The 25,701-nt window shown below is 63.3% G+C and carries 20 protein-coding genes and 1 pseudogene; 12 read left to right on the top strand and 9 right to left on the bottom strand.

Annotation, left to right across the window (positions count from 1 at the left end; all coding sequences use genetic code 11):
* From VJS90_RS02035 to yaaA, 5 genes and pseudogenes are all read right to left on the bottom strand, one after another.
* A pseudogene (locus VJS90_RS02035) lies at nt 1–851 on the bottom strand (alginate biosynthesis protein AlgK); the annotation flags it as partial.
* A gap of 13 nt (nt 852–864) precedes the next feature.
* Complete coding sequence (locus tag VJS90_RS02030) at nt 865–2,031, bottom strand: alginate biosynthesis protein Alg44 (protein ID WP_324118591.1); 1,167 nt, start codon at nt 2,029–2,031, stop codon at nt 865–867.
* Between the two features lie 37 nt (nt 2,032–2,068).
* Nucleotides 2,069–3,550: a mannuronan synthase gene (gene alg8 / locus VJS90_RS02025; protein WP_324118589.1), complete on the bottom strand. Its 1,482-nt coding sequence runs from the start codon at nt 3,548–3,550 to the stop codon at nt 2,069–2,071.
* A gap of 69 nt (nt 3,551–3,619) precedes the next feature.
* Nucleotides 3,620–4,936: a UDP-glucose/GDP-mannose dehydrogenase family protein gene (locus VJS90_RS02020; RefSeq protein ID WP_324118587.1), complete on the bottom strand. Its 1,317-nt coding sequence runs from the start codon at nt 4,934–4,936 to the stop codon at nt 3,620–3,622.
* Between the two features lie 932 nt (nt 4,937–5,868).
* Complete coding sequence (yaaA, locus tag VJS90_RS02015; RefSeq protein ID WP_324118585.1) at nt 5,869–6,648, bottom strand: peroxide stress protein YaaA; 780 nt, start codon at nt 6,646–6,648, stop codon at nt 5,869–5,871.
* Nucleotides 6,649–6,783: 135 nt separating this feature from the next.
* Between yaaA and VJS90_RS02010 the strand changes: the two genes are divergently transcribed.
* Both VJS90_RS02010 and VJS90_RS02005 read left to right on the top strand, forming a co-directional pair.
* A complete protein-coding gene (locus VJS90_RS02010; protein ID WP_324118583.1) occupies nt 6,784–7,902 on the top strand; it encodes a polysaccharide deacetylase family protein in 1,119 nt (372 codons plus the stop codon).
* Between the two features lie 291 nt (nt 7,903–8,193).
* On the top strand, nt 8,194–9,588 hold the full coding sequence (locus VJS90_RS02005) for a PhoH family protein (RefSeq protein ID WP_324118580.1): 1,395 nt from the start codon (nt 8,194–8,196) through the stop codon (nt 9,586–9,588).
* Between the two features lie 50 nt (nt 9,589–9,638).
* Here VJS90_RS02005 and VJS90_RS02000 read toward each other — a convergent pair whose 3' ends face one another.
* Nucleotides 9,639–12,071: a TonB-dependent receptor gene (locus tag VJS90_RS02000; protein WP_324118578.1), complete on the bottom strand. Its 2,433-nt coding sequence runs from the start codon at nt 12,069–12,071 to the stop codon at nt 9,639–9,641.
* 332 nt (nt 12,072–12,403) lie between these two features.
* Here VJS90_RS02000 and moaC point away from each other — a divergent pair, with 332 nt between their 5' ends.
* Genes moaC through moaE form a run of 3 tightly spaced genes read left to right on the top strand, consistent with a single transcriptional unit; the run spans nt 12,404 to nt 13,567 of the window.
* Complete coding sequence (gene moaC, locus VJS90_RS01995; protein ID WP_324118576.1) at nt 12,404–12,877, top strand: cyclic pyranopterin monophosphate synthase MoaC; 474 nt, start codon at nt 12,404–12,406, stop codon at nt 12,875–12,877.
* Complete coding sequence (locus VJS90_RS01990; RefSeq protein ID WP_324118574.1) at nt 12,874–13,119, top strand: MoaD/ThiS family protein; 246 nt, start codon at nt 12,874–12,876, stop codon at nt 13,117–13,119. Before moaC ends, VJS90_RS01990 begins: the two co-directional genes overlap by 4 nt.
* A gap of 1 nt (nt 13,120) precedes the next feature.
* Nucleotides 13,121–13,567 (top strand): molybdopterin synthase catalytic subunit MoaE, encoded by a 447-nt coding sequence (gene moaE / locus VJS90_RS01985; RefSeq protein WP_324118572.1) that lies wholly within the window; start codon nt 13,121–13,123, stop codon nt 13,565–13,567.
* A gap of 130 nt (nt 13,568–13,697) precedes the next feature.
* Here moaE and rhlB read toward each other — a convergent pair whose 3' ends face one another.
* Together rhlB and VJS90_RS01975 are read right to left on the bottom strand one after the other, a co-directional pair.
* On the bottom strand, nt 13,698–15,209 hold the full coding sequence (gene rhlB / locus VJS90_RS01980; protein ID WP_324118570.1) for an ATP-dependent RNA helicase RhlB: 1,512 nt from the start codon (nt 15,207–15,209) through the stop codon (nt 13,698–13,700).
* Between the two features lie 101 nt (nt 15,210–15,310).
* Nucleotides 15,311–15,967: an alpha/beta hydrolase gene (locus tag VJS90_RS01975; protein WP_324118567.1), complete on the bottom strand. Its 657-nt coding sequence runs from the start codon at nt 15,965–15,967 to the stop codon at nt 15,311–15,313.
* Between the two features lie 336 nt (nt 15,968–16,303).
* On the opposite strand from VJS90_RS01975, the gene VJS90_RS01970 reads away from it, so the two are divergent.
* From VJS90_RS01970 to VJS90_RS01955, 4 genes are all read left to right on the top strand, one after another.
* Entirely contained in the window at nt 16,304–17,332 is a 1,029-nt protein-coding gene (locus VJS90_RS01970) for an amino acid ABC transporter substrate-binding protein (RefSeq protein ID WP_158459925.1), read from the top strand.
* A gap of 66 nt (nt 17,333–17,398) precedes the next feature.
* Nucleotides 17,399–18,577, top strand: a complete 1,179-nt coding sequence (locus VJS90_RS01965) for an amino acid ABC transporter permease (protein ID WP_324118565.1) — start codon at nt 17,399–17,401, stop codon at nt 18,575–18,577.
* A gap of 10 nt (nt 18,578–18,587) precedes the next feature.
* Nucleotides 18,588–19,685 carry an amino acid ABC transporter permease gene (locus tag VJS90_RS01960; protein WP_324118563.1) on the top strand — a complete coding sequence of 366 codons (1,098 nt, stop codon included), beginning with the start codon at nt 18,588–18,590 and terminating at the stop codon, nt 19,683–19,685.
* 11 nt (nt 19,686–19,696) lie between these two features.
* Nucleotides 19,697–20,461, top strand: a complete 765-nt coding sequence (locus VJS90_RS01955; protein ID WP_324118560.1) for an amino acid ABC transporter ATP-binding protein — start codon at nt 19,697–19,699, stop codon at nt 20,459–20,461.
* Nucleotides 20,462–20,547: 86 nt separating this feature from the next.
* Here the strand turns inward: VJS90_RS01955 and algW are convergent, their stop codons facing one another.
* Nucleotides 20,548–21,711: a Do family serine endopeptidase AlgW gene (algW, locus tag VJS90_RS01950; protein WP_324118559.1), complete on the bottom strand. Its 1,164-nt coding sequence runs from the start codon at nt 21,709–21,711 to the stop codon at nt 20,548–20,550.
* A gap of 200 nt (nt 21,712–21,911) precedes the next feature.
* Here algW and VJS90_RS01945 point away from each other — a divergent pair, with 200 nt between their 5' ends.
* From VJS90_RS01945 to cysN, 3 genes are all read left to right on the top strand, one after another.
* Nucleotides 21,912–22,670 (top strand): Nif3-like dinuclear metal center hexameric protein, encoded by a 759-nt coding sequence (locus VJS90_RS01945; protein WP_324118558.1) that lies wholly within the window; start codon nt 21,912–21,914, stop codon nt 22,668–22,670.
* A 190-nt stretch (nt 22,671–22,860) separates the two neighbouring features.
* Nucleotides 22,861–23,778: a sulfate adenylyltransferase subunit CysD gene (cysD, locus tag VJS90_RS01940; RefSeq protein WP_158459931.1), complete on the top strand. Its 918-nt coding sequence runs from the start codon at nt 22,861–22,863 to the stop codon at nt 23,776–23,778.
* A 15-nt stretch (nt 23,779–23,793) separates the two neighbouring features.
* Nucleotides 23,794–25,695: a sulfate adenylyltransferase subunit CysN gene (gene cysN / locus VJS90_RS01935; protein WP_324118554.1), complete on the top strand. Its 1,902-nt coding sequence runs from the start codon at nt 23,794–23,796 to the stop codon at nt 25,693–25,695.
* The last annotated feature ends 6 nt before the right edge of the window (nt 25,696–25,701 follow it).

Genomic DNA, 25,701 nt, shown 5'->3' with positions numbered 1-25,701 from the left:
AAGTCGTAGAGCAGCTGGGCGAGGCTGACCCAGGAGGCCGGGTTGGCCGGGGCGACCTGTTCGAGCAGCGCCTGGGCGGTTTTTTCGTCGGTTTGGCCCAGGCTGCGGTCGGCCAGCACGCGGGCAACGCTGTCGACGCGGCTGGCCGGCACCACACCGCGGGCATGTGCGCTTTTCAGCTGTTCGATCAGCGCGGCCTGCTGGTCGGCCTGGCCGCGCTTCTGGTAGACGGTGGCCAGCTCGACGTAGCAGATGTCGGTGCTCTGCAAGGCGGCCTTGCAGATGCTCTCGACCTCGTCCAGGTGCTGGTCATAGGTGTTCTGGGTGCGATAGAGCAGCACCTGGGCAAGGCCCGCTTCCGGGTTGCCGGCCGCGCGCCACTGGTCGATCTGCTGCTGGGCGTTGACGTTGGGGAAGCTCTGCGGGTACTGCAGGTAGAGCATCGCCAGCGGGATCAGGGTGTTGCCTTCGCCTTGGGCAGCAGCCTGCTTGAGCAGGGTCTGGGCTTCTTCACGCTCGGCCTGGGTGCTGTCGGGCTTGGCCACCAGCAGGCGGCCAAGGCGGGCCTGGGCGCGGGACGAGGTGCTGGCCGCGGCGCGGTAGGTGGCCTCGGCTTGCCTGATCTTGTCCGGGTCCTGGGTGGCGACCTGGATGTCCGCCAGACCGACCTGGGCATCGCTGTAGCCCAGGTCCGCCAGGGCCTTGTAGTTTTGCTCGGCCAGCGCGGTGTCACCGCGCTTCATCGCCTCGTTGGCCAGACGCTGGTCGGGCAGGCCGGCGCAGCCGGCCACGGCGACCGCCAGTGCGCACAGCCCAAGCCAGCCACAGGTCCCACGGTATCCTGAACTCATCATCAGATCCCTCTTAGAGCCCGCGAGCCGCGGCCTTGTCGATCAGCCAGTTCAGCGAAGGACCACGGTCGCTGTTCACCGACGCAGGACGCCCGGCCAGTTCGGCAGGCAGCGCACCATCCGGCTTGATCTGCACGCGAATGTCCGAGGCCAGGTCTTCGCTGTTCAGGCTGGCGCTGCTGACGATCTGCCCAGTGCGGATTTCGTCTTCGCCGGCCACCTGGAAGTTGACCCGGGTACCCGGTTTGACCTCGTCGAACTGGCGGTAGGTGAAGCGCGCTTCCACGGTTGGCACGGTGGTGCGTGGCACCAGCTGGAAGATCACCTGGCCCTTGCTCGCGTACTGGCCGTCGTCGACCAGCTGACGCGAGACGACGCAGTCACACGGGCTGGTGAGGGTGCCGCTGAGCTGCTTGCCGAACAGTTCCTCGACCTTCGAAGGCTCCAGTTGCTGGTCGTCCAGGTGACCCTTGAGCAGATCGAGCATGCTGGTGCTGAACGAGGCCAGCGGCGCGCCTTTGATCACATCGCCGCCACCTTGCACCAGGCTCTGCACGGTGCCGTCGCGCGGCATGGTGACGTTGGTGGTGGGCACCGCGACCACGCCGGCCTGGGCGTGGCTGACGAAGTACAGGCCATACAGCGACTTGGCGATGAAGCCGAACGCCGCCACGCCAACCACGAACACGCCCAGGCTCACCGTCACCGCGCGCAGACGGCCGAAGGCGCTCATGCCCGAGCCACCGTCCTTCTGCTTGCGCGCCTTGGTGAAGTTCTCGCGCTGCAGGGTGCTGAGCACATCGCCCACGCTGATCAGCTCGCCCGACAGGTGCGAGGTGATGATGTGGCGCAGGGTGGAGATGTCACGTTGCTCGAGGTTCTGGAACTGCGCGCCGGTACGGCCGTCGGCGCTGTTGAACGAGCGCACCTGGAACTCGATGTCCATCGCCAGGCCCAGGTTGTCGACCACGAACTGCAGGCGGCCACGCAGCACTTCACCGACGTTCAGCGGCTGCTTGGCGTGGAAGCTCAGGCCGCCGGCCGACAGGTCCTCGACTTTCACTTCCTGGGTTTCGCGGTTGGGCCCCAGGTAGCGCAGCTTGGCCGGAATTTTCACTCGGGCGTGCTGGCGCTGGGCTTCGGACTCATGCACGACATTGACGTTCACGGCGGTATTCATGGCGATTCGTTCCTGTTAGATCTGATCCGGTTTGGGCTCACACGACCATGAACAGCACAGCCACGAAGATGCTGGCCGCCGAGAAGGTCATGGTCCGCGAGGACCAGGTGTTGAACCATTGTTGAAAGCTGGCAAGGTCACGCTTGAGGGCAGTGGGCTGACGCGTCCAGGACTGCTTGTCGAGGCGGAAGAACACGTAGATCTTCATCACCGCGCCGACGATCTGGTTGTAATAGAGGATCAGCGGGTAGGCCGGTCCTACGTTGTGCCCAGAGCACAGCAGCATGATGGTGAGGATCAGGCGGGTGATGCCGATCCACAGCAGGTACACCAGCAGGAAGCCCAGGCCGAACTTGAAGCTGGCGATGACCGCGACGGTCAGCCCCAGCAGGCTGGTCCACATCGACACACGCTGGTCGAACAGCACCACGCAGGTGAACAGTCCAAGGCGCTTGACCCCCAGGCCCAGGGCGCGGGAGTTCTGCCGCAGGTTGTTGCCGTACCAGCGGTACATCAGTTTGCGGCTGGCCTTGAGGAAGCTTTTTTCCGGCGGGTGCTCGACCGTGTTGATCGCCGCATCCGGCACGTAGAAAGTGTCGTAGCCCAGGCGCATGAGGCTGAACCAGCTCGACTTGTCGTCACCGGTGAGGAACTTGAAGCGGCCCAGGCGCCAGTGCTCGAGCGAGTCGCTCTCGACGTCGGCGATGAACTCGGGGTTGGTGACCACGCTTGCGCGGAACATCGACATGCGTCCGGTCATGGTCAGCACGCGCTTGGACAGGGCCATCGAGCACATGTTGATGTGGCGCTGGGCGAAGCGCAGCTTGTGCCACTCGCTCATGATGTAGCCGCCACGCACTTCGCAGAATTCGTTGGTGGTAAGGCCACCGACCGTAGGGAACAGCTTGAACCAGGGCACGGTCTTGCGCACCACGCCGTCGCCCAGCACGGTATCGCCGTCGATCACCGCGACCACGGCGTGCTGGTCTGGCAGCATCCGCGAGATGGCGCGGAAACCATAGGCCAGGCCATCGCGCTTGCCGGTACCGGCGATGCGCACGATGTCGAGCTTGACGTGCTCGGGCGGGTTGTACTTGGCCCACAGGCTTTTCACCAGCAGCTCGTCGGACATCTCCACCAGCGAGCAGACCACGGTAGTCGGGAAGCCGCAGTTGACCGCTTCGCGGATCACCGAGCTGTAGACCTGCGCGGTGGTCAGCGCATCGATGCGAAAACTGGTGACCATCAGGTAGACGTGCGACGGATCGGCCGCCTCACCCAGCTTGCGCACCTTGCGCCGCAGGTAGGGATAGACGCCGTAGAGGAAGATCATCCCGCGCACGAAGTGGGTCGCGCCCATGGAGTAGCGCCAGATGCCCACGGCGCCCACCAGGAAGATGAAGTGCTTCGACTGCGGGTCGAAGATGTCGCCGGGCACGGCCAGGGCGATCAACATGAGCAGGCTCATGTAGAACAACCACCCGGCACTCTGCAACAGCACGGTCTTGAGCCTTTGCATGTTCTGCATCCGTCGCGAGAAAAAAGGGGCGGGGCGCAGGGCCGGACGGCCCCGCACCCCTGCCTGGGTTTACCAGCAGATGCCTTCGGTACGGCTGGTCGGGCAGGTTGCCGCGCCCATGAAGCCCACCAGGTCGATCACCTGCTTGCCGGCCGGAGCCTGTTGCGCCAAGGCGCGGAATTTCTCGTCGCGGTTGCCCAGCACGATGATGTCGGCGTTGTTGATCACTTGCTCGAAGTCCGCGTTGAGCAGCGAGGACACGTGCGGGATCTTCGACTCGATGTAGTCTTTGTTCGCGCCGTGAACGCGGGCGTACTCCACGTTGCTGTCGTAGATGTTCAGCTCGTAGCCCTTGCCGATCAGGCGCTCGGCCAGTTCCACCAGCGGGCTTTCGCGCAGGTCGTCGGTGCCGGCCTTGAAGCTCAGGCCCAGCAGGGCGACCTTGCGCTTGTCGTGGCTTTCGATGATGTCGAAGGCGTTCTGCACCTGGGACTCGTTGCTGCGCATGAGCGAGTCGAGCAGGGGCGCCTTGACGTCCAGGCTGCTGGCCCGGTAGGTCAGGGCACGCACGTCCTTGGGCAGGCACGAGCCGCCGAAGGCGAAGCCTGGGCGCATGTAGTACTGCGACAGGTTCAGGGTCTTGTCCTGGCAGACCACGTCCATCACTTCGCGGCCATCGACGCCGACGGCCTTGGCGATGTTGCCGATCTCGTTGGCGAAGGTGACCTTGGTGGCGTGCCACACGTTGCAGGTGTACTTGATCATCTCGGCCACTTCGATCGGCTTGCGGATGACCGGGGCGTCGAGCTCTTCGTACAGCGCTTGCAGCACGTCACCGCTGGCGGTGTCGAACTCGCCGATGACGGTCATCGGTGGCTGGTCGTAGTCCTTGATCGCGGTGCTTTCGCGCAGGAACTCAGGGTTGACCGCCACGCCGAAGTCGACGCCGGCCTTCTTGCCCGAGCACTCTTCGAGCATCGGAATGACCACGTTCTTCACGGTGCCCGGCAGCACGGTGCTGCGTACCACGATGGTGTGGCGGCGGGTGGTGTCGCGCAGTACGTAGCCGATCTCGCGGCATACCGACTCGATGTACTCCAGGCCCAGGTCGCCGTTCTTCTTGCTCGGCGTGCCCACGCAGATCATCGACACGTCGCTGGCGCGGATCGCTTCGGCGAAATCGGTGGTGCCACGCAGGCGGCCGTTGGCGATGCCCTGTTGCAGCAATGCCTCCAGACCTGGTTCGACGATGGGCGACTTGCCCTGGTTGATCAGGTCGATCTTGGTCTGCGAAACATCCACACCAATCACTTCATGACCGCGTGCCGACAGGCAGCCCGCACAGACTGCACCCACATAACCCAAACCAAAGATGCTGATACGCATCGCATTCACCTCGTGTGTTTGTCACGCCGGCTCGATTGGAAAAAGAGCCAGACCCATTGATTGATCAGCAGTATTCGGGCGCATGGACGCACGACAAAAACATGTCTATGCTCCAGACGCAGGCATATAAATTCGGAGTGCAAAAGTTATGCACTCAAAGTTGGCAGCCAAAGGCCAGTAAGTTAAGAGCGTGCCCTGAAATGCAGCCGTCTTTATTGCAATGCGCTACGTGGCGCGCTGCTGTGCTTGTTCTTTCAAGTGAATAAAATCCTTTGAAATCAACCACTAGGACGATTTGAAGGGGGCGCGTCTCTCCTGCTTTAAGCGCCGCGGCCGGGAACCGGTGCGTGCGTCAAAGTTGTTATGGGCGGGTAGCGGATACCTGCCGTAATCCTTGTGTAAGTCTTTTCTTACGTTGCCGCATGAATGTCGTTACGGGTGGTATGAGCGGGAAAAAGGACCTAAGTTCCTGAGGGGGAGAAGGGCGCATGAAGGTTTTCTAAATATTTCTTCAGCTAAAAATACTCTCATTATGATGGCACTTCACTGCGGCACCCTTGCATATACGGGGCCAGAATGGGGTGAGATAGTTTTGTGCCAGCATCGAAAAATTTTTTTCAAAAATCGTCAAAAAACTACGAACGGTCTTATGGCGATTTGCGATATAGGTAGGTGCGGCAGGTTATTGGCGCCGGGATAATGGCGTAATGGCGGTTTGAGGTGTGCTTCGTTTTGGAGCGGGGGTGGGGGCGTTGGGGGCGCTTTGGTGAGGCATTGCCGACATCTGATCGCAATCCCGGCCCGGCATCGCCGGGCCCTGTGGGAGCGTGCCTTGTGCCGCGAAACGGGCCCGCAGGGGCCGCAAAACCTGCGACGCCGTTCAATCTGACACCCTGCAAACGAATCGCCCGATCGCGCTCTAGAACCCAGCCTTACCCCGGCACCTCATCCCGCAGAAACACCAGCTTGTCCACCAAGGACTGCTCCGCGCTGTAGTAGTACCCCTGCGCATCAAACTGCTTCAACATCTCCGGATCCCCAACCCGCTCCTGAATCACGAACCGGCTCATCAACCCCCGCGCCTTCTTGGCGTAGAAGCTGATGATCTTGTACTGCCCGTTCTTGAAATCGCGGAACTCGGTATCGATCACCCGCGCCTTCAACGCCCCGCGCTTCACCGCGCTGAAGTACTCATTGCTGGCGAGGTTCAGCAGCAGGTCATCCCCCTGGTCGGCCAGCGCCTGGTTCAGCCATTCGCTGATGCGCGTGCCCCAGAACGCATACAGGTCCTTGCCCCGGGCGTTGGCCAGCTTGGTGCCCATCTCCAGTCTGTACGGCTGCATCAGGTCGAGCGGACGCAGCAGGCCATACAGGCCCGAGAGCATGCGCAGGTGGTCCTGGGCGTAGCTGAAGTCATCCTCGCTCAAGCTCTCGGCATCCAGCCCGGTGTACACGTCACCCTTGAACGCCAGCAGCGCCTGCTTGGCGTTGGCGGGGGTGAAGTCCGGGCTCCAGCTGCCAAAGCGGGCGGCATTGAGCCCGGCGAGCTTGTCGGACAGGTGCATGAGTTCACTGATCTGCGGTGGGCTCAGCTCGCGCAGTTGCTCGACAAGTACCTGGGAGTCGTCGAGGTACTGCGGCAGGGTGTGGCGCTGGGTTACCGGCGGGGTGTCGTAGTCGAGGGTCTTGGCGGGGGAAATCACCGTCAGCATCAGGGTCGGCTCCTTAAGTCGTGGCCGCGATTCTACGGGGGCAGGACGGTGATCTCCAGCTATGGGCACAATAGCCACAGACCATCCGCCCGGCAGCCGCTATAGTGCGCGGCATGTCCTAGGGAGAGTCCGATCGTGCGCATTGCCCTGACCCTGCTGGCCGGCGTGCTGAGCCTGGCCGTCCAGGCCGCTCCGTTGCCGGTTGCCAGCCTCGACCGTGGTGCCTGGCCCGAGCAGCTCGACAGTCCGGTGTTGTTCGATGTTGCCTCGCGGGCCGAGATCCTCTCGTTTGCCCAGGCCCTGCAAGAGAGCGAGATGCTCGACGAGCCGCAGCTGGCCGCGCGGCTGCAACTCAGGCAGATCAACCTGCAGATGATCCGCGCAGTCAGGGCACGCATGTGGCAGCGCTTGTGGCAGAACTACGACCAGGCGCGGCAGAGCTGCGAGCAGGATGCCTCGTTCTGCTACCCCGTCGAGTCAATTGCCGATTTGCAGGCGCAAGCGGCGACGTTCGCCGCCAATGTCGGCGAGTTCTACGCACCCTGGCTGGCGCCCGCCCGGCAGTTCCATGTCGACTACCTCAACGAACAACTGCGCAAGGCAGCGGTCTTTCCTCAGTCCGGCAGCGAGATCGAGCGCTATTCGGCGGCCGAGCGCAACGGCGACGAACTCAACGATCGCCTGTTCCTGCTGACCTTCGCCGGCGGGCCGGGCCCTCAGGGCGGGGCCACGGATGCCCTGGCCGACTACCTGCGCCGGCAGAAGCTGGCCGCGACCTTCTTCGTGCTGGGCAACCGTTTCGAGCAGCGCCGCGCCGCCGGACCCGGCAACGGCCTGCGCACGCTCTACGCCGGCCAGTGCGTAGGAATCCAGGGCTGGGAATACCGCTCTCATGCGCAGTGGAAGGACTGGCAGGACTCGCTGCGCCGCAGCCAGGCGCGCGTGCAAAGCGAGCTGCCGGACGAATACGTCCCGCTGTTCCGCCCACCCTATGGCCAGCGCCGTGCCGACGGCGAAGCCTTCATGGCCAGCCAGCAACTGCAGGTGTCGCTGTGGGATATCGATGCCCAGGACGACGGACCGCTGACGGCCGAAGCGTCGGCCCAGCGAGTGCTCAGCCTGATGCTGCTGTGGCGCAAGGGCGTGATCCAGTTCCACGACAGCCAGGCCAGGGCCCAGCCGGCAGTGGAGTGGCTGCTGCGGCACACGGCGCAGAGCGGGATCGGCTGGGAGGATTGCCAAGCGTACAGGTGATGTACAAGGGGGTGTTGATCCTTGAATGTAGCGGCACTATCGCCACTCGCCAAGCCCTGATCGTCAATCGGAAAAATAAACTTCATTTGTACGTAAAAATGCTTTTTACGGTCATCGGTTTTGGAGTATCAAGGAGTCAGACAGCCGAACCCTGGAGTACAGGTGGCGTCACCTGGCCTCACCTTGTCCAGAGTCCTCCCTACCCGTAACGACGCGGGCGCGGGGAGACCGGCAGTCACTCTGCGGCGTTGCCTTGCGGCGCCGTCTGGCTCTTGCATAAGGTGACCGAGTATGGATGACCATGGACGCACCCTTTCCTCCACCCAGCCAATCCTGTATGTGCTCGATACCAATGTACTGATTCACGACCCCAACGCCCTGCTCAACTTCGAGGAGCACCACGTCGCGATTCCGATGACGGTGCTGGAGGAACTCGACAAGCTCAAGACGGGCAAGCACACCGTGGCCGCCGAATGCCGTCAGGCCATTCGCCTGATCGACCAGACCCTGGGTGATGCGTCGCCCGCGGATGTCGAACTGGGTGTGCCGATCCAGCGCAACAAGAGCGGGCCGAAGGGCTTTCTGTCGATCCTGATGAGCCCGCGCAACGAGCCCCATCGCCTGCTGCCCGAAACCCTGAACGACAACATCATCATCAACCAGCTCCTGGAATTGCGGGCCAAGCGCAAGGACGTGGACGTGGTGCTGGTGACCAAAGACATCAACATGCGCCTCAAGGCGCGCGCCTGTGGCATCGCGGCCGAGGACTACAGCACCGACCAGCTGGTCGATGACGTGGCATTGCTGTCCAAGGGCTATCACTCGGTGAGCGGCTCGTTCTGGGACCGGGTCAGCAAGGTCGAGACCCGCCAGGAGCGCGGCCGCACCTGGCACCGTGTGCAGCTGACGGATAACCTGCCGGCGGTGCACGTCAACGAGTTCATCATCGACGAGCAGGGCTTCGTCGGCTGGATCAAGGGCATCAGGGAAGACGAGCTGCTGCTGCTCGACCTGCACCAGGAACCCTTGCTGCACCAGGAAGCCTGGGGCCTGAAACCGCGTGACATCCACCAGAGCCTGGCGCTGTTCGCCTTGCTCGATCCGGATATCCATCTGGTCAACCTCACCGGCGCCGCGGGTTCGGGCAAGACCATCCTGGCCCTGGCCGCGGCCATCGAGCAGACCATGGTCAGCAAGCGCTACCGGCGCATCATCGCCACCCGTAGCGTGCAGGGGCTGGACCAGGAGATCGGCTTCCTGCCGGGCACCGAGGCGGAGAAGATGGAGCCGTGGCTGGGCGCCATCACCGATAACCTCGAGGCCTTGCACATGGACGACGAGAGCACCCATGGCAGCGTCGAGTACATCCTTGAGCGCGTGCCGTTGCAGTTCAAGTCGCTGAACTACATTCGTGGGCGCAGCTTCCAGCAAAGCCTGATCCTGATCGATGAATGCCAGAACCTGACCCCGCACCAGATGAAAACCATCATCACCCGTGCCGGCGCCGGTTCCAAGGTGGTCTGCCTGGGCAACCTGGCGCAGATCGATACGCCTTACCTGTCCGCCACCAGCTCGGGCCTCACCTACCTGACCGAGCGCTTCAAGGACTTCCCCCACGGCGTGCACATCACCCTGCAAGGGGTGCCGCGTTCGGTGCTGGCCGAATACGCCGAAGGGCACCTGTAACCCCCTTTGCCAGCAGCCTGCTTCAAGCAGGCTTGCTGGCAACCCCTCGCTTAGAAATCGTAGGCAATCTTGCTGTACCAATAGCCTCCGCCTGGATAGAACGGCGGGCTGCCGTAAGGTGCCAGGCCCAGGCTGCTGTACACCGCGTGGTCATCCGGGCGTTCGTTGAAGATATTGGTGCCACCCAGGCTGACCGTCAGGTGGTCGGCGAACGTATAGCTGACGTCCAGATCGGTGATCCATTTCGCGCCGAAGCTGCGGTCACCGCTGGGATTTACCGCCAGGGTCTTGACCGAGCCGTAGCGGGTGGTCTGCAGGTTGACCGCGAGGTCGGCGATCTTCCAGTTGGCGCCGAGAATCCATTTGGTCTTGGGCGAGGCGTCGGTCAGCTCGCCTTCGCGGTCTCGACCCACCACGTTCACCCCCGAGTTGGCGAGTGCCGCTGGCGTGTCGCGGGTGCCTTCGATGGTGGTCTTGTTCCAGTTGAACGCCAGGCTCCAGCGCACGTCGCCCCAGGCATCCAGCGGGGTGCTGTGGTCGGCGACGATGTCCAGGCCGCGGGTACGCGTGTCGAACGCGTTGGTGTAGTAGTTGACCCAGGTGCCCGTGGGGACGCCTTGAGCGGCAAGGATACCGTTGATGACGCCGTTGCCCTGATCGTAGATGTTGGTGGTCAGGGCAATCCGGTCGTCGATGTCGATCAGGTAGGCGTCGGCGGTGATGCTGGTGCGCGGCGCCGGTTGCCAGGTCAGTCCGAGCCCGAGGTTGCGGGATTTTTCCGGTTTCAGGTCATCGCCGCCCAAGGCCTGGGCCAGGCTGCTGCCTGAAGGTGTCAGGCGGGTCACGGCGGGCACGACGTTGCCGTTCACGTCGGTGGCGACCCGGTTGTCCGCGACGGTGTAGCCGATCTGCGTCAGGGATGGCGCGCGGAATCCGGTACCGACGGTGCCGCGCACCGCCACGGTGTCGGTCAGCTCATAACGGGAGTTCACTTTCAGGCCAAACGTGTTGCCAGAATCGTCGTCGTAATGCTCGACCCGGCCGGCGACATCGAGAAACCAGCGCTCGCTCAGGTCAAAACCCAGGTCCAGGTAGCCGGCATAGTTGTTGCGAATCAGGCTGACTTCATCTTCCGGGCGAATGGTAACGGCCGCCTGGGCGCCAGAGGCCGCCGGGTAGTTGCCGGTGACATACGCCTCGGGGTCCCCGGCGAAGGTGCTGAAGCGCTCCCAGCGATGCTCAAGGCCTGCCGACACCTGCACCGGCGACGTCAGGCTGAACAGGCTGTCGTAGCGGCGGGTGATGTCGAGGTTGTTGACCCATTGCTCGAACCGGAAGGTCGCCAGGTTATCGAAGCGGGTCGGCGAGGCGGTGCCCAGGGACGGGTTGATGTTGAGGTCGCTGGAGTGGTGGACGTTGTTGCGCCCGTAGGTGGTGCTGAGGTCCCAGTTCCACTCGGCCAGTTGCCCTTTGCCACCGAACAGGAACTGGTAGTCCCGGTCCTTGATGTTGTTCAGTGGGTAGTAACCGTCTGGAAACACCTCCGGCACCGAGGCCGTTCCGGTCGGCAGGCGGAAGTAGTTCGCGGCTTCGGCGTCGCGCTCGCCATAGGTGGAAAACGAGTACAGGGTCAGGTTGTCGAGCGGCAGTTCGGCGTTGTAGGCGACATTGAAGGCCTTGAGGTCGGGGTCGCCGTTCTTGATTGCTTCGCGGTCCCAGGCGGCTTCCTTCACTGGGTCCTGGTAGGCCCTGACGGAGCTGTCGGCCTTGTCGTTCCATGAGGCGTCGCCACGTTTGCGAGCGTCGGCCGAGAGGTGCACAAAGCCGCTGTCGCCGAGGGTGAACCCCTGGTCGCCAGCGACCTTGATGGTTTCACCCTCACCGGAGAACAGCTTTCCGTAGCTGCTCTCGATGTGGCCGCCCTCGCTGCTGGACTTGAGGATGATGTTGATCACGCCAGCGACCGCATCCGAGCCGTATTGGGCGGCGGCACTGTCCTTGAGCACCTCGATGTGGTCGACCGCGCTGACCGGGATCAGGTCGATGTCGACGGCATTGGCCCCGCTGTTGTCGATCGAGCCACGCTGGCCGATCGCGCCGTTGTGCCGGCGCTTGCCATTGACCAGCACCAGCGTGTAGGCGGGACCGAGGCTGCGGTTGCTCAAGGGACGGGTGACCGAGTTGTAGCCGGCGACGTTGGTGCCGAAGTTGAACGAGGGCAGCAGTTTGGAAATCGCTTCGGACAGCTCGGCCCGGCCCGTCTTGAGCAGCTGTTCGCTGTTGATCACGTCGATCGGGGCCGGACTGTTGGCCACGGTGCGCTCTTGCCCGCGGACACCGGTGGAGATCACCGTCACGGTGTCGAGGGTAGGGTCGCCGCTGGCCGCCTGGGCTACCGGCGGCAGCGCCGACAGCAGCAGGGCGCTGGTCAGGAGTGACAGGTGAAACGTCTTGGTGTGTATCGGGGTGGCGGTAGCTGGCATGTCAGAAATAATCCATTAAGCCTGGCACTGGCCCGGGGTGAGGGTGCAGCTTCGAAAGCAGTGGCGAAGATGAGGGTTGGGATCAGGCGCGGCTGGCGGTCACGTTGCGCAGGATCCAGGGCTCTGGAAATGAAGATATTCCTATAAAAACTCATCGTGAAAGTCTTTTTTGGAATAAGTTAATTATCAGAAATCGTGATTTTGAATTTTCTTAAAATCATTTATTTTTATTATGTTGTTGGGCGGCAAGCGTGCCGGGGCCTGGCGCTTTTTTGCTGCGAAAACCTGACCTGCGGGTTTACACTCTTTGCTCCCTTCACAGGAGCAGAGCTGTGCTGACTCATCTCGATTCCCAGGGGCGCGCCAACATGGTCGACGTCACTGAAAAAGCCGTAACCGAACGCGAGGCGGTGGCCGAAGCGCGTGTGCGCATGTTGCCGCAGACCCTGCAGATGATCGTCGAGGGCGAGCACCCCAAGGGCGATGTGTTCGCCGTGGCGCGCATCGCCGGGATCCAGGCGGCGAAGAAGACCAGCGACCTGATCCCGTTGTGCCACCCGCTGATGCTGACCAGCGTCAAGGTCGAACTCGCAGCTGAAGGCAGCGACTGCGTGCGCATCGTCGCGCGTTGCAAGCTGGCCGGGCAGACGGGCGTGGAAATGGAGGCGCTGACCGCCGCCAGCGTGGCGGCGCTGACGATCTACGACATGTGCAAGGCTGTCGATAAGGGCATGGTCATCGAGCAGGTGCGCCTGCTGGAGAAGACCGGCGGCAAGAGCGGCGACTTCAAGGCGGCCGCGCAATGAACATCAACGTTGTGTATTTCGCCCGTTACCGTGAAGCGCTGGGGCAGGATGGCGAGGTGCTGGCCGGTGATTTCCTGACTCTTGACGACGTGCGCCGGGCGCTGCTCGCCCGTGGCGGCGAGTACGCGCTGCTGGCCGAGCAGAACCTGATGTGCGCGCGTAACCAGGACTTGTGCAAGCTCGACGAGCCTGTGGGCGAGGGTGATGAAGTGGCATTCTTTCCGCCCGTGACGGGAGGATGAGATGAGCGTTCGCGTGCAGCAGGAGACGTTCGATCCAGGGCATGAGCTCAATGCCATGCATGCCGCCAATGTCGGCGTGGGCGCGGTGGTCGGCTTTGTCGGTTACGTGCGTGACTTCAATGACGGGCGCGAAGTGGCGGGGATGTTCCTGGAGCATTATCCGGGGATGACCGAGAAGGCGCTGGGCAAGATCGCCGATGAAGCCAATGGCCGCTGGCCGCTGCTCAAGGTCCAGGTGCTGCACCGCATCGGCGCGCTGGAGCCGGGCGAGCCGATCGTTTTCGTCGGCGTGGCCAGCGCCCATCGGCAGGCAGCGTTCGATGCCTGCAACTTCATCATGGATTACCTGAAGACCCGGGCACCGTTCTGGAAGAAGGAGACCACGGGGGAGGGCCCGCGGTGGGTTGAAGGGAAGGCGAGCGACCAGGAGGCGGCGGGGCGGTGGTGAGTGTCCGCCGAAATCCGGTGGCGCCCCGTTCGCCGGGCGAGCTCCTCTCACTGTGAGAGGTTCTGTCCTCTACCCAGATAATCACAACCCCGGCCCGGCATAGCCGGGCAATCAGGTGCCTTACAGATGACTAGCTGTGCTTGCGCGGCACCGGTTTGACCAGTTCTTCCGGCGGCATTTCGCAGGTGATCTTGCGACCTAGCAGGGCTTCGATGCCCGGCAGCTGGTAGGAGTCGTCCTCGCCGGCAAAGCTGATCGACACGCCGCTGGTGCCGGCACGGCCGGTACGGCCGATCCGGTGCACGTAGTCGTCCGGATCTTCAGGCAGGGTGAAGTTGATCACATGGCTGATGCCGTCAATGTGAATACCCCGCCCGGCCACGTCGGTCGCCACCAGCACGGTGATGCGCCCTTCACGGAACGCTTCCAGGGTGCGGATTCGCTTGTGCTGCGGGACATCGCCCGACAGCTGCGCGGCGTTGACGCCATCGCGCACCAGGCGCTCCTCGATGCGCCGGACTTCGTCCTTGCGGTTGGCGAAGACCATCACCCGTTCCCACTTGTTGATGGTCACCAGGTTGTACAGCAGCTTGTACTTGTCGCTGCCGGCCACCGCGTAGACGTGCTGCTCGACGGTCTCGCTGGCAACGTTCTCGGGCTCGATCTCGACGATCGCAGGGTCGGTGGTCCACTGCTTGGCCAGGTTCATCACATCGTCGGTGAAGGTGGCCGAGAACAGCAGGGTCTGGCGTTCGCTCTTGGGCGGGGTCTGGCGGATGATCTGCCGCACCTGGGGGATGAAGCCCATGTCGAGCATGCGGTCGGCTTCGTCCAGCACCATCACCTCGACCATGTCCAGGTGCACCTCGCCGCGCTGGTTGAAGTCCAGCAGGCGGCCCGGGGTGGCCACCAGGATGTCGCAGTGACGCGCTTCCAGGGTCTTGAGCTGCTTGTCGAAGTCCATGCCACCGACAAAGCTCATCACATTGAGGCCGGTGTACCTGGTCAGCGCCTCGGCGTCCTTGGCGATCTGCACCACCAGCTCGCGGGTCGGGGCGATGATCAGCGCGCGCGGCTCGCCCATGAAGCGCTCCTTGGGCGGCGGCGTCTGCTGCAGCTGGGAGATGATCGAGATCAGGAAGGCCGCGGTCTTGCCGGTGCCGGTCTGGGCCCGGCCAATGGCATCCTGGCCGCGCAGGGTGTAACCCAGCACCTCGGCCTGGATCGGCGTGCAATAAGGAAAGCCCAGGTCATGGATGGCGTGCATCACCTCGGGTGACAGCTTGAAGTCGTGGAAGCGGGTCTTGCCTTCCTGCGGCTCGACCACGAAGTCCTCGAGTTTCCACAACGAGGCCTGTGGCTTGGGCTTTCGCGCACGACGTGGTTTGTCGGCTATCGGTGGCACGGCGGTCGATTCGACGACTGCCGGTTGTTCGGCCACCCGTGTTTCAGCCATCGGTGTTTCAGCCATCGGTGTTTCAACGGCAGCAGGAGAGGGCGCGGCGGCTGCTTCGGCCTGGACAGGAGCCGGAGCGGCGGCAGGGCGGGCAGGGGCGGCGGGCGGCGTCACGCTGGCAATGGGCTCGGGGGCGTGTGGCGCGCCCTCGCTCTTGCCGAATATTTTCTTGAGTGCCTTGAGCACGGTCATCTCATCAATTGATTAAGGAATGTACGCCGGGCAGTGTAATGCAAGAATCGGGCGCGGCGTAGTGGAATGCTCGGGCAACTACAACGGGGGGCGTTTCAGCGCAGGCGCTCGCTGAGCCAGTGATAGATATCGCTGATCTCCTGCTGCACCACCTCGTGTTCCATGGGGTATTCGGACCAGTCGGCGCTCACGCCCCATTGCTTGAGATGCTCGTAGGCCGTGCGCCCCATGGCCGGGATCACGACCTGGTCATGCACCCCATGCAGGCAGAGGGCCGGGGTACGCAGCTGACAGGCGGTCAGCTCGTTGTCCGCGGCAAAGGTTGGGGCGTAGGTGGACAGCGCCAGCACGCCACCGAGCGCTTCCTGCCATTTCATATAGGCCGTGTGGAGCACCACCGCGCCGCCCTGGGAAAACCCGGCCAGCACGATGCGCGTCAGGTCGATGCCCTTGGCCCGCTCGGCCTCGATCAGCTCGATGACCTGGTCCGCGGACGCCTCGAGCTGCTCCTCGTCGATGGCACGTGCCGGGCTCATGGCCTTGATGTCGTACCAGCTCGGCATGGCGTAGCCGCCATTGATGCTCACCGGCCGGGTAGGCGCCTGGGGCATGACGAACCGGGTGCTGACCAGGTGCTCCTGCAGCGCTTCGGCCACCGGTAGGAAGTCGTAACGGTCGGCGCCCAGCCCGTGCAACCAGATCACACAGGCGTCGGCGGTTTTCTGCGGTTCAAGAATCAGCGGGTGGGTCATGACTGCTCCGAATGGGTGCGCACGTTCTTCATAAGTGCATGGATATGAGGCGTTGCAGGGAATTCTCAGAAGTAGATGTCGCAACTCTAAAACTTTTCCTACTTGACGGTCGCTTAAACGCTTGAGCCTGCAACTGTGGTACGCGCTTTGCTTAATCACACCTCGAAGCAAAGAGACGCGGTGGCGACGGTAACACCCTTCGCACCGAACAAGGCTGTCACAGAACGGCCCATTGCGCCAATTGACCCAAAAACAAGCCAACAAGGGGTCGGATGCGCCTCATAAGGGTGCGGTGCAGGTTCCGGCTCGAACAACAAGAGCGATTGGAGGTTGTGAATGAAGTTTCTGAAATCCACCCTGGCAGTGCTGGCCGCTGCGACCGCCCTGGGCGCGACTGGTCTGGCCCAGGCAGGTGCAACCCTGGATGCCGTCAAGAAGAAAGGATTTGTCCAGTGTGGCGTGAGTGATGGCCTGCCGGGCTTCTCGGTCCCGGATGCCAAAGGCAACATCGTCGGCATCGACGCCGATGTCTGCCGCGCCGTGGCGGCCGCGGTGTTCGGCGACGCGACCAAGATCAAGTTCAGCCAGCTCAACGCCAAGGAGCGCTTCACCGCGCTGCAGTCCGGCGAAGTCGACGTGCTGTCGCGCAATACCACCTGGACCAGCTCGCGTGATGCCGGCATGGGCCTGGTGTTCGCCGGCGTCACCTACTACGACGGCATCGGCTTCCTGGTGAACAAGAAACTCGGTGTTTCCAGCGCCAAGGAGCTCGATGGCGCGACCATCTGCATTCAGGCGGGCACCACCACCGAGCTGAACGTGTCGGACTACTTCCGCGCCAACGGCCTGAAGTACACCCCGATCACCTTCGACACCTCCGATGAAAGCGCCAAGTCGCTGGAGTCGGGCCGTTGCGACGTGCTGACTTCCGACAAGTCGCAGCTGTACGCGCAGCGCTCCAAGCTGGCCGCGCCGACCGAGTACGTCGTGTTGCCCGAGACCATCTCCAAGGAGCCCCTGGGCCCTGTCGTGCGCAAGGGCGACGAGGAGTGGTTCAGCATCGTCAAGTGGACGCTCTACGCCATGCTCAACGCCGAGGAAATGGGCGTCACCTCGAAAAATGTCGAGGCCGAGGCCAAGGGCACCAAGAACCCTGACGTGGCCCGCATGCTGGGCGCCGACGGCGAGTACGGCAAGGACCTGAAGCTGCCGAAGGACTGGGTGGTGCAGATCGTCAAGCAGGTCGGCAACTACGGCGAAGTCTTCGAGAAGAACCTGGGCAAGGAAACCCCGCTGCAGATCGACCGCGGCCTGAATGCGCTGTGGAACAACGGCGGCATCCAGTACGCACCACCGGTGCGCTGATGGCTGCACCCTGCGGCGGCACCGCCCGCCGCAGGGTGTTCGGTTCCCTTTTTACCGGGGCATTTCATGCAAAATCAAATCGGCGCGCCCAAGGGATTCTCCCTCAGTGATCCACGTGTGCGCGCGTGGCTGTTCCAGATTCTCACGGTGGCCTTGGTGGTCGGCGTGGGCTGGTACCTGTTCCACAACACCCAGACGAACCTGCAGCACCGGGGCATCACCTCCGGCTTCGATTTCCTCGAGCGCAGCGCCGGCTTCGGCATTGCCCAGCACCTGATCGACTACACCGAGTCCGACAGCTATGCGCGGGTGTTCGTCATCGGCCTGCTCAATACCCTGCTGGTGACCTTCATCGGCATCATCCTGGCCACGCTGCTGGGCTTCATCATCGGTGTGGCGCGGCTTTCGCCCAACTGGATGATCAGCAAGCTGGCGACGGTCTACGTCGAGATCTTCCGTAACATTCCACCGTTGCTGCAAATACTGTTCTGGTATTTCGCGGTGTTCCTGACCCTGCCGGGGCCGCGGGGCAGCATCAACATCGGTGATTCATTCTTCATCAGCAACCGTGGCCTGAACATGCCAGGCGCAAGCCTCGCGGAGGGCTTCTGGCCTTTCGTGATGGGTCTGCTGCTCGCGGTGCTGGCGATCGTGCTGATGGTCCGCCTGGCCAACCGCCGCTTCGAGGAAACCGGCGAGCCGTTCCACAAGGTCTGGGTCGGGCTCGCGCTGTTCATCGGTATCCCCGGCATGTGCGTGCTGCTGTTCGGCAGCCCCGTGCAGTGGGAAGTGCCGCAGCTCAAGGGCTTCAACTTCACCGGCGGCTGGGTGCTGATTCCCGAGCTGCTGGCGCTGACCCTGGCGTTGACCATCTACACCGCGGCCTTCATCGCGGAGATCGTGCGGTCGGGCATCCGCTCGGTCAGCCATGGCCAGACCGAGGCTGCCCGCTCGCTGGGCCTTCGCGAAGGGCCGACCCTGCGCAAGGTGATCATTCCCCAGGCGCTGCGGGTGATCATCCCGCCGTTGACCAGCCAGTACCTGAACCTTGCGAAAAACTCTTCGCTGGCGGCCGGCATCGGCTACCCGGAGATGGTCTCGCTGTTCGCCGGCACGGTGCTCAACCAGACCGGCCAGGCCATCGAGGTGATTGCCATCACCATGAGCGTGTACCTGGCGATCAGCATCAGCATTTCGCTGCTGATGAACTGGTACAACAAGCGCATTGCGCTGATCGAGCGGTGAGGATTCGCGCATGAATGCACATGTTTTCAAACCTGACATGCCGCCGCCGGTGAAAGCCGTCGGCGTGCTGGCGTGGATGCGCGCCAACCTGTTCTCCAGCTGGCTCAATACCCTGCTGACCCTGTTTGCCCTGTACCTGGTATGGCTGGTCGTGCCGCCGCTGCTGCAGTGGTCGATCCTCGACGCCAACTGGGTTGGCACCACCCGCGCCGACTGCACCAAGGAGGGCGCCTGCTGGGTGTTCATCCAGCAGCGTTTCGGCCAGTTCATGTACGGCTACTACCCGACCGAGCTGCGCTGGCGGGTCGACCTGACCGTGTGGCTGGCGGTGCTCGGCGCAGCGCCATTGTTCATCCCGCGTTTTCCACGCAAGGCTATCTATGGCCTGGGCTTCCTGGTGCTGTATCCGGTCTTCGCCTACACCCTGCTGCACGGTGGGTACCTGGGTCTGGCGACCGTGCCGACCAGCCAGTGGGGCGGGTTGATGCTGACCCTGGTGATCGCCACCGTGGGCATCGTCGGCGCATTGCCGCTGGGGATTCTGCTGGCGCTGGGGCGGCGCTCGAACATGCCGGCCGTGAAGGTGGTCTGCGTGACCTTCATCGAGTTCTGGCGGGGCGTGCCGCTGATCACCGTGCTGTTCATGTCCTCGGTGATGCTGCCGCTGTTCCTGCCTGAGGGCATGAGCTTCGACAAGCTGCTGCGGGCGATGATCGGGGTGATCCTGTTCCAGTCGGCTTACATCGCCGAAGTGGTGCGGGGCGGCCTTCAGGCCATCCCCAAGGGCCAGTACGAGGCCGCCGCGGCGATGGGCCTGGGCTACTGGCGCTCGATGGGCCTGGTGATCCTGCCGCAAGCGCTCAAGCTGGTGATTCCCGGCATCGTCAACACCTTCATTGCCCTGTTCAAGGACACCAGCCTTGTGATCATCATCGGCCTGTTCGACCTGCTCAACAGCGTCAAGCAGGCCGCGGCTGACCCGGCCTGGCTGGGCATGGCGACCGAGGGCTACGTGTTCGCGGCCCTGGTGTTCTGGATTTTCTGTTTCGGTATGTCCCGCTACTCCATGCACCTGGAGCGCAAGCTGGACACAGGCCACAAGCGTTAGGAGCGTTCGAGATGAGTGAAGCGATCAAGCAGCCTGTGGGCCCTGAAGGCATTATCCAGATGCAGGGCGTGAACAAGTGGTACGGGCAGTTCCACGTGCTCAAGGACATCAACCTCAACGTGCGCCAGGGTGAGCGCATCGTGTTGTGCGGGCCGTCGGGCTCGGGCAAGTCGACCACCATCCGCTGCCTCAACCGGCTGGAGGAACACCAGCAGGGGCGCATCGTGGTCGATGGCGTGGAGCTGACCAACGACCTCAAGCAGATCGAAGCGATCCGCCGGGAAGTGGGCATGGTGTTCCAGCACTTCAACCTGTTCCCGCACCTGACCATCCTGGAAAACTGCACCCTGGCGCCGATGTGGGTACGCAAGATGCCCAAGCGCAAGGCCGAGGAAATCGCCATGCATTACCTGGAGCGGGTGCGCATTCCGGAGCAGGCCAACAAGTATCCAGGGCAGTTGTCCGGTGGCCAGCAGCAGCGCGTGGCGATTGCCCGGGCGCTGTGCATGAAGCCCAAGATCATGCTGTTCGACGAGCCGACCTCGGCGCTCGACCCGGAGATGGTCAAGGAAGTGCTCGACACTATGGTCAGCCTGGCCGAGGACGGCATGACCATGCTCTGCGTGACCCACGAGATGGGCTTTGCCCGCACCGTGGCGAACCGGGTGATCTTCATGGACAAGGGGGAGATCGTCGAGCAGGCGGCGCCGGATGACTTCTTCGACCGGCCGAAGAACGAGCGGACCAAGCTGTTCCTGAGCCAGATCCTGCATTGATGCAACTGGGGGCGCCTTTGGGAGCGGGCTAGCCGGGACGCCGGACCGCCCGCGATGGGGGCGCAAAGCGCCCCCAGTCTCTCAGATCACTTCTCTTCCTTTGCCGCCGCCACCGGCGCCGGCGGCGGACGCAACCCCACCTCGGCCACCAGCTTGAGCTGCTTGCCGTTGCGCATCACCTCGATGCTGATCTTCTCGTTCGGCTTGATCCGCGCCACCTGGTTCATCGAGCGGCGACCGTCTCCGGCGGGTTCGCCATTGATCGACATGATCACGTCACCCAGCTGCAGCCCGGCCTTCTGAGCCGGACCGTCGCGGAAGATCCCCGCCACCACGATCCCCGGCCGGCCCTGCATGCCGAACGACTCGGCCAGGTCCTGGCTCAACGGCTGCACCTCGATGCCCAGCCAGCCACGAATCACCTGGCCGTGCTCGATGATCGACTTCATCACCTCGAGCGCCAGCTTGGTCGGGATCGCAAAGCCGATGCCCTGCGAGCCCCCGGACTTGGAGAAGATCGCGGTGTTGATACCGGTGAGGTTGCCGCTGGCATCCACCAGCGCGCCGCCGGAGTTGCCCGGGTTGATCGCCGCGTCGGTCTGGATGAAGTCCTCGTAGTTGTTCAGGCCCAGCTGGTTGCGGCCGGTGGCGCTGATGATGCCCATGGTCACGGTCTGGCCAACGCCGAAGGGGTTGCCGATGGCCAGGGCCACGTCGCCGATGTGGATGTTGTCGGAGCGGCCGATGGTGATGGCCGGCAGGTTCTTGAGGTCGATCTTCAGCACCGCGAGGTCGGTCTCGGGGTCGCTGCCGATGACCCGCGCCAGGGTCTCGCGGCCGTCCTTGAGCGCCACCACGATCTGGTCGGCACCGGAGGTCACGTGGTTGTTGGTCAGCAGGTAGCCTTCCGGGCTCATGATCACCGCCGAGCCCAGGCTCGACTCCCAGCGCCGCTGCTTGGGCAGGTTGTCGCCAAAGAAACGCCTGAACTGCGGGTCTTCGAACAGCGGATGAGCGGCCTTGTTGACCACCTTGGTGGTGTACAGGTTGGCCACGGCGGGCGCGGCGATGGCCACGGCATCGGCGTAGGACACCGGGCCTTGCATGATGCTGGTGGTTTGCGGCGCCTGCTGCAGGTTGACGTCCTGGCTGGGCAGGCCTACCCATTGCGGAAAGCGCTGGATGACCAGCATGGCGATCAGTACGCCGGTCAGCAGTGGCCAGCCAAAGTAACGCAAAGCCTTGTGCATTGAACGAATCCTGGAAGTGGGATGGGGCCGCATCAGTGCGACCCGGGGTGCGAGCGCGCGCGATCATACTGTGTAAAAGGCTGGTCGGCGATGGTCCCCGGTGACTGCCGCAGGTTTCCCCCAAACCTGCGACGGCCCATAATGGCGGCCATTATACGGGCCTTGGCGCCCGGCAAAACCGCTGATTTAGGAGACTTTTCATGGCCGTTGCCCTGAGCACCCTGGTAGAGGAGGCCGAGCGCTACCTGTCGAGCGCGAAAATCCAGGATTACTGCCCCAATGGCCTGCAGGTCGAGGGCCGTCCGTACGTCACCCGCATCGTCAGCGGGGTCACGGCCAGCCAGGCACTGCTGGACGCGGCGGTCGAAGCCGAGGCCGACCTCGTGCTGGTGCACCACGGCTACTTCTGGAAGGGCGAGAACCCCTGCATCACCGGCATGAAGCAGCGCCGCCTGAAGACCCTGCTCAAGCACGACCTCAGCCTGCTGGCCTTCCATCTGCCGCTGGACGTGCACCCGGAGGTAGGCAACAACGTGCAGCTGGCGCGCCAGCTCGACATCACCGTCGAGGGCCCGCTCGATCCTGGCAACCCGAAGGTGGTCGGACTGGTCGGCTCGCTGGCCGAACCCCTGTCGGCGCGTGATTTCGCCCGGCGGGTCCAGGACGTGATGGGGCGCGAGCCGTTGCTCATCGAAGGCGAGCAAGTGATTCGCCGGGTCGGCTGGTGCACCGGCGGCGGCCAGGGCTATATCGACCAGGCGATCGCGGCAGGGGTCGACCTGTTCATCAGCGGCGAGGCGTCCGAGCAGACCTATCACAGCGCCCGCGAGAACGGCATCAGCTTCATCGCGGCCGGCCACCACGCCACCGAGCGCTACGGGGTGCAGGCGCTGGGTGACTACCTGGCGCGGCATTTCGCGCTGGAGCACCTGTTCATCGATTGTCCGAATCCGGTGTGATCCTGCGTACCTTCGTAGGTGCGAAATGGCGGCGACCGCCCGAATCGCGCAGGTCAGCCCAAACGCGCGGGCATATTCTTAGACTGTTTCGTTCTAGCCCGCCGCCTAAATAGAATGTGCCGCTGTGATAAAGTGGCTCGCTCGAACACGGCCCGCTGGCCGTCCATAAGATCGTTTTTCGTGAGTAGCCATGGTCGACAAACTGACGCACTTGAAACAGCTGGAGGCGGAAAGCATCCACATCATCCGCGAGGTGGCCGCCGAGTTCGACAACCCGGTGATGCTGTACTCGATCGGCAAGGATTCCGCCGTAATGCTGCACCTGGCGCGCAAGGCCTTCTTCCCGGGCAAACTGCCGTTCCCCGTGATGCATGTCGATACCCAGTGGAAATTCCAGGAGATGTACAGCTTCCGCGACAAGATGGTCGAGGAAATGGGGCTCGAGCTGATCACCCACGTCAACCCGGAAGGTGTGGCGCAGGGCATCAACCCGTTCACCCACGGCAGCTCCAAGCACACCGACATCATGAAGACCCAGGGCCTCAAGCAGGCGCTGGACAAGCATGGCTTCGACGCGGCCTTCGGCGGCGCGCGCCGTGACGAGGAGAAGTCCCGTGCCAAGGAACGTGTCTACTCGTTCCGTGACAGCAAGCACCGCTGGGACCCGAAGAACCAGCGTCCCGAGCTGTGGAACGTGTACAACGGCAAGGTCAACAAGGGCGAATCGATTCGCGTCTTCCCCCTGTCGAACTGGACCGAGCTGGACATCTGGCAGTACATCTACCTCGAAGGCATCCCGATCGTGCCGCTGTACTTCGCCGCCGAGCGTGAAGTCATCGAGAAGAACGGCACCCTGATCATGATCGACGACGATCGCATCCTCGAGCACCTGTCCGACGAGGACAAGGCGCGCATCGTCAAGAAGAAGGTGCGTTTCCGTACCCTCGGCTGCTACCCGCTGACGGGCGCTGTCGAGTCGGAGGCCGAGACCCTGACGGACATCATCCAGGAAATGCTCCTGACCCGAACGTCCGAACGTCAGGGCCGCGTCATCGACCACGATGGCGCCGGTTCCATGGAAGACAAGAAACGCCAAGGCTACTTCTAATTTCAGGGTTACTCCATGTCGCACCAATCCGATTTGATCAGCGAAGACATCCTCGCTTATCTGGCTCAGCACGAGCGTAAAGAACTGCTGCGTTTCCTCACCTGCGGCAACGTCGACGATGGCAAGAGCACCCTGATCGGGCGCCTGCTGCACGACTCGAAGATGATCTACGAGGACCACCTCGAGGCCATCACCCGTGATTCGAAGAAGTCTGGCACCACCGGCGAGGAAGTCGACCTGGCGCTGCTGGTCGACGGCCTGCAGGCCGAGCGCGAGCAGGGCATCACCATCGATGTCGCCTACCGCTACTTCTCGACCGCCAAGCGCAAGTTCATCATCGCCGACACCCCGGGCCACGAGCAGTACACCCGCAACATGGCCACCGGCGCCTCGACCTGCGACCTGGCGATCATCCTGGTCGATGCCCGCTACGGCGTGCAGACCCAGACCCGCCGGCACAGCTACATCGCCTCGTTGCTGGGCATCAAGCACATCGTCGTGGCCATCAACAAGATGGACCTGAAGGGCTTTGACGAGCAGGTGTTCGAGTCGATCAAGGCCGACTACCTGAAGTTCGCCGAAGCCATCAACCTGACGCCGAGCAGCCTGCACTTCGTGCCGATGTCGGCGCTCAAGGGCGACAACGTGGTCAACCGCAGCGAGCGTTCGCCGTGGTACACGGGCCCTGCGTTGATGGAAATCCTGGAAACCGTCGAAGTCGCGGCCGACCGCAACTTCACCGACCTGCGTTTCCCGGTGCAGTACGTCAACCGTCCGAACCTGAATTTCCGTGGCTTTGCCGGCACCCTGGCCAGCGGCGTCGTGCACAAGGGCGACGAAGTCGTCGTGCTGCCGTCGGGCAAGAGCAGCCGGGTCAAGTCCATCGTCACCTACGAAGGCGAGCTGGAACACGCAGGCCCAGGCCAGGCCGTGACCCTGACCATGGAAGACGAGATCGACATCTCCCGTGGCGACCTGCTGGTGCATGCCGACAACGTTCCACCGGTGACCGACCAATTCGACGCCATGCTGGTGTGGATGTCCGAAGAGCCGATGCTGCCGGGCAAGAAGTACGACATCAAGCGTGCCACCAGCTACGTGCCGGGTTCGGTCGCCAGCATCACCCACAAGGTCGATGTGAACACCCTTGAGCTTGGCGCGGCCAGTGCCTTGCAGCTCAACGAGATCGGCCGGGTCAAGGTCGCGCTCGATGCCTCGATCGCCCTGGACGGTTACGAAAGCAACCGCACCACCGGTGCCTTCATCGTCATCGACCGCCTGACCAACGGCACCGTCGGCGCCGGCATGATCATCGCTCCGCCGGTGTTGCCGCATGGCACCGCCAGCCAGCACGGCAACCTGTGCCACGTATCCACCGAAGAGCGTGCGCTGCGCCTTGGCCAGCAACCGGCCACCGTGCTGTTCAGCGGCCTGTCGGGCGCGGGCAAGAGCACCCTGGCCTACGCCGTGGAGCGCAAGCTGTTCGACCTGGGCCGTGCGGTCTACGTGCTTGACGGCCAGAACCTGCGCCACGACCTGAACAAGGGCTTGCCGCAGGATCGCGCTGGCCGGACCGAGAACTGGCGTCGCGCCGCCCATGTGGCGCGCCAGTTCAACGAAGCCGGCCTGTTGACCCTGGCCGCGTTCGTTGCCCCGGATGCCGAAGGCCGTGAACAGGCCAAGGCACTGATCGGCAAGGAGCGTCTGCTGACCGTCTACGTCCAGGCCTCGCCGCTGGTCTGCCGCGAGCGTGACCCGCAAGGGCTTTATGCCGCCGGTGGCGACAACATCCCAGGCGAAGGCTTCCCGTACGACGTGCCGCAGGATGCCGATCTGGTGATCGACACCCAGAGCATCAACGTGGAAGAGGGCGTGAAGCAGGTGCTGGAGCTGCTGCGCAAGCATGGCGCGATCTAAGCGCCG

Source organism: Pseudomonas sp., from assembly GCF_035277045.1.
Classification (GTDB): domain Bacteria; phylum Pseudomonadota; class Gammaproteobacteria; order Pseudomonadales; family Pseudomonadaceae; genus Aquipseudomonas.
This window is presented reverse-complemented; position numbering and strand designations above follow the sequence as displayed.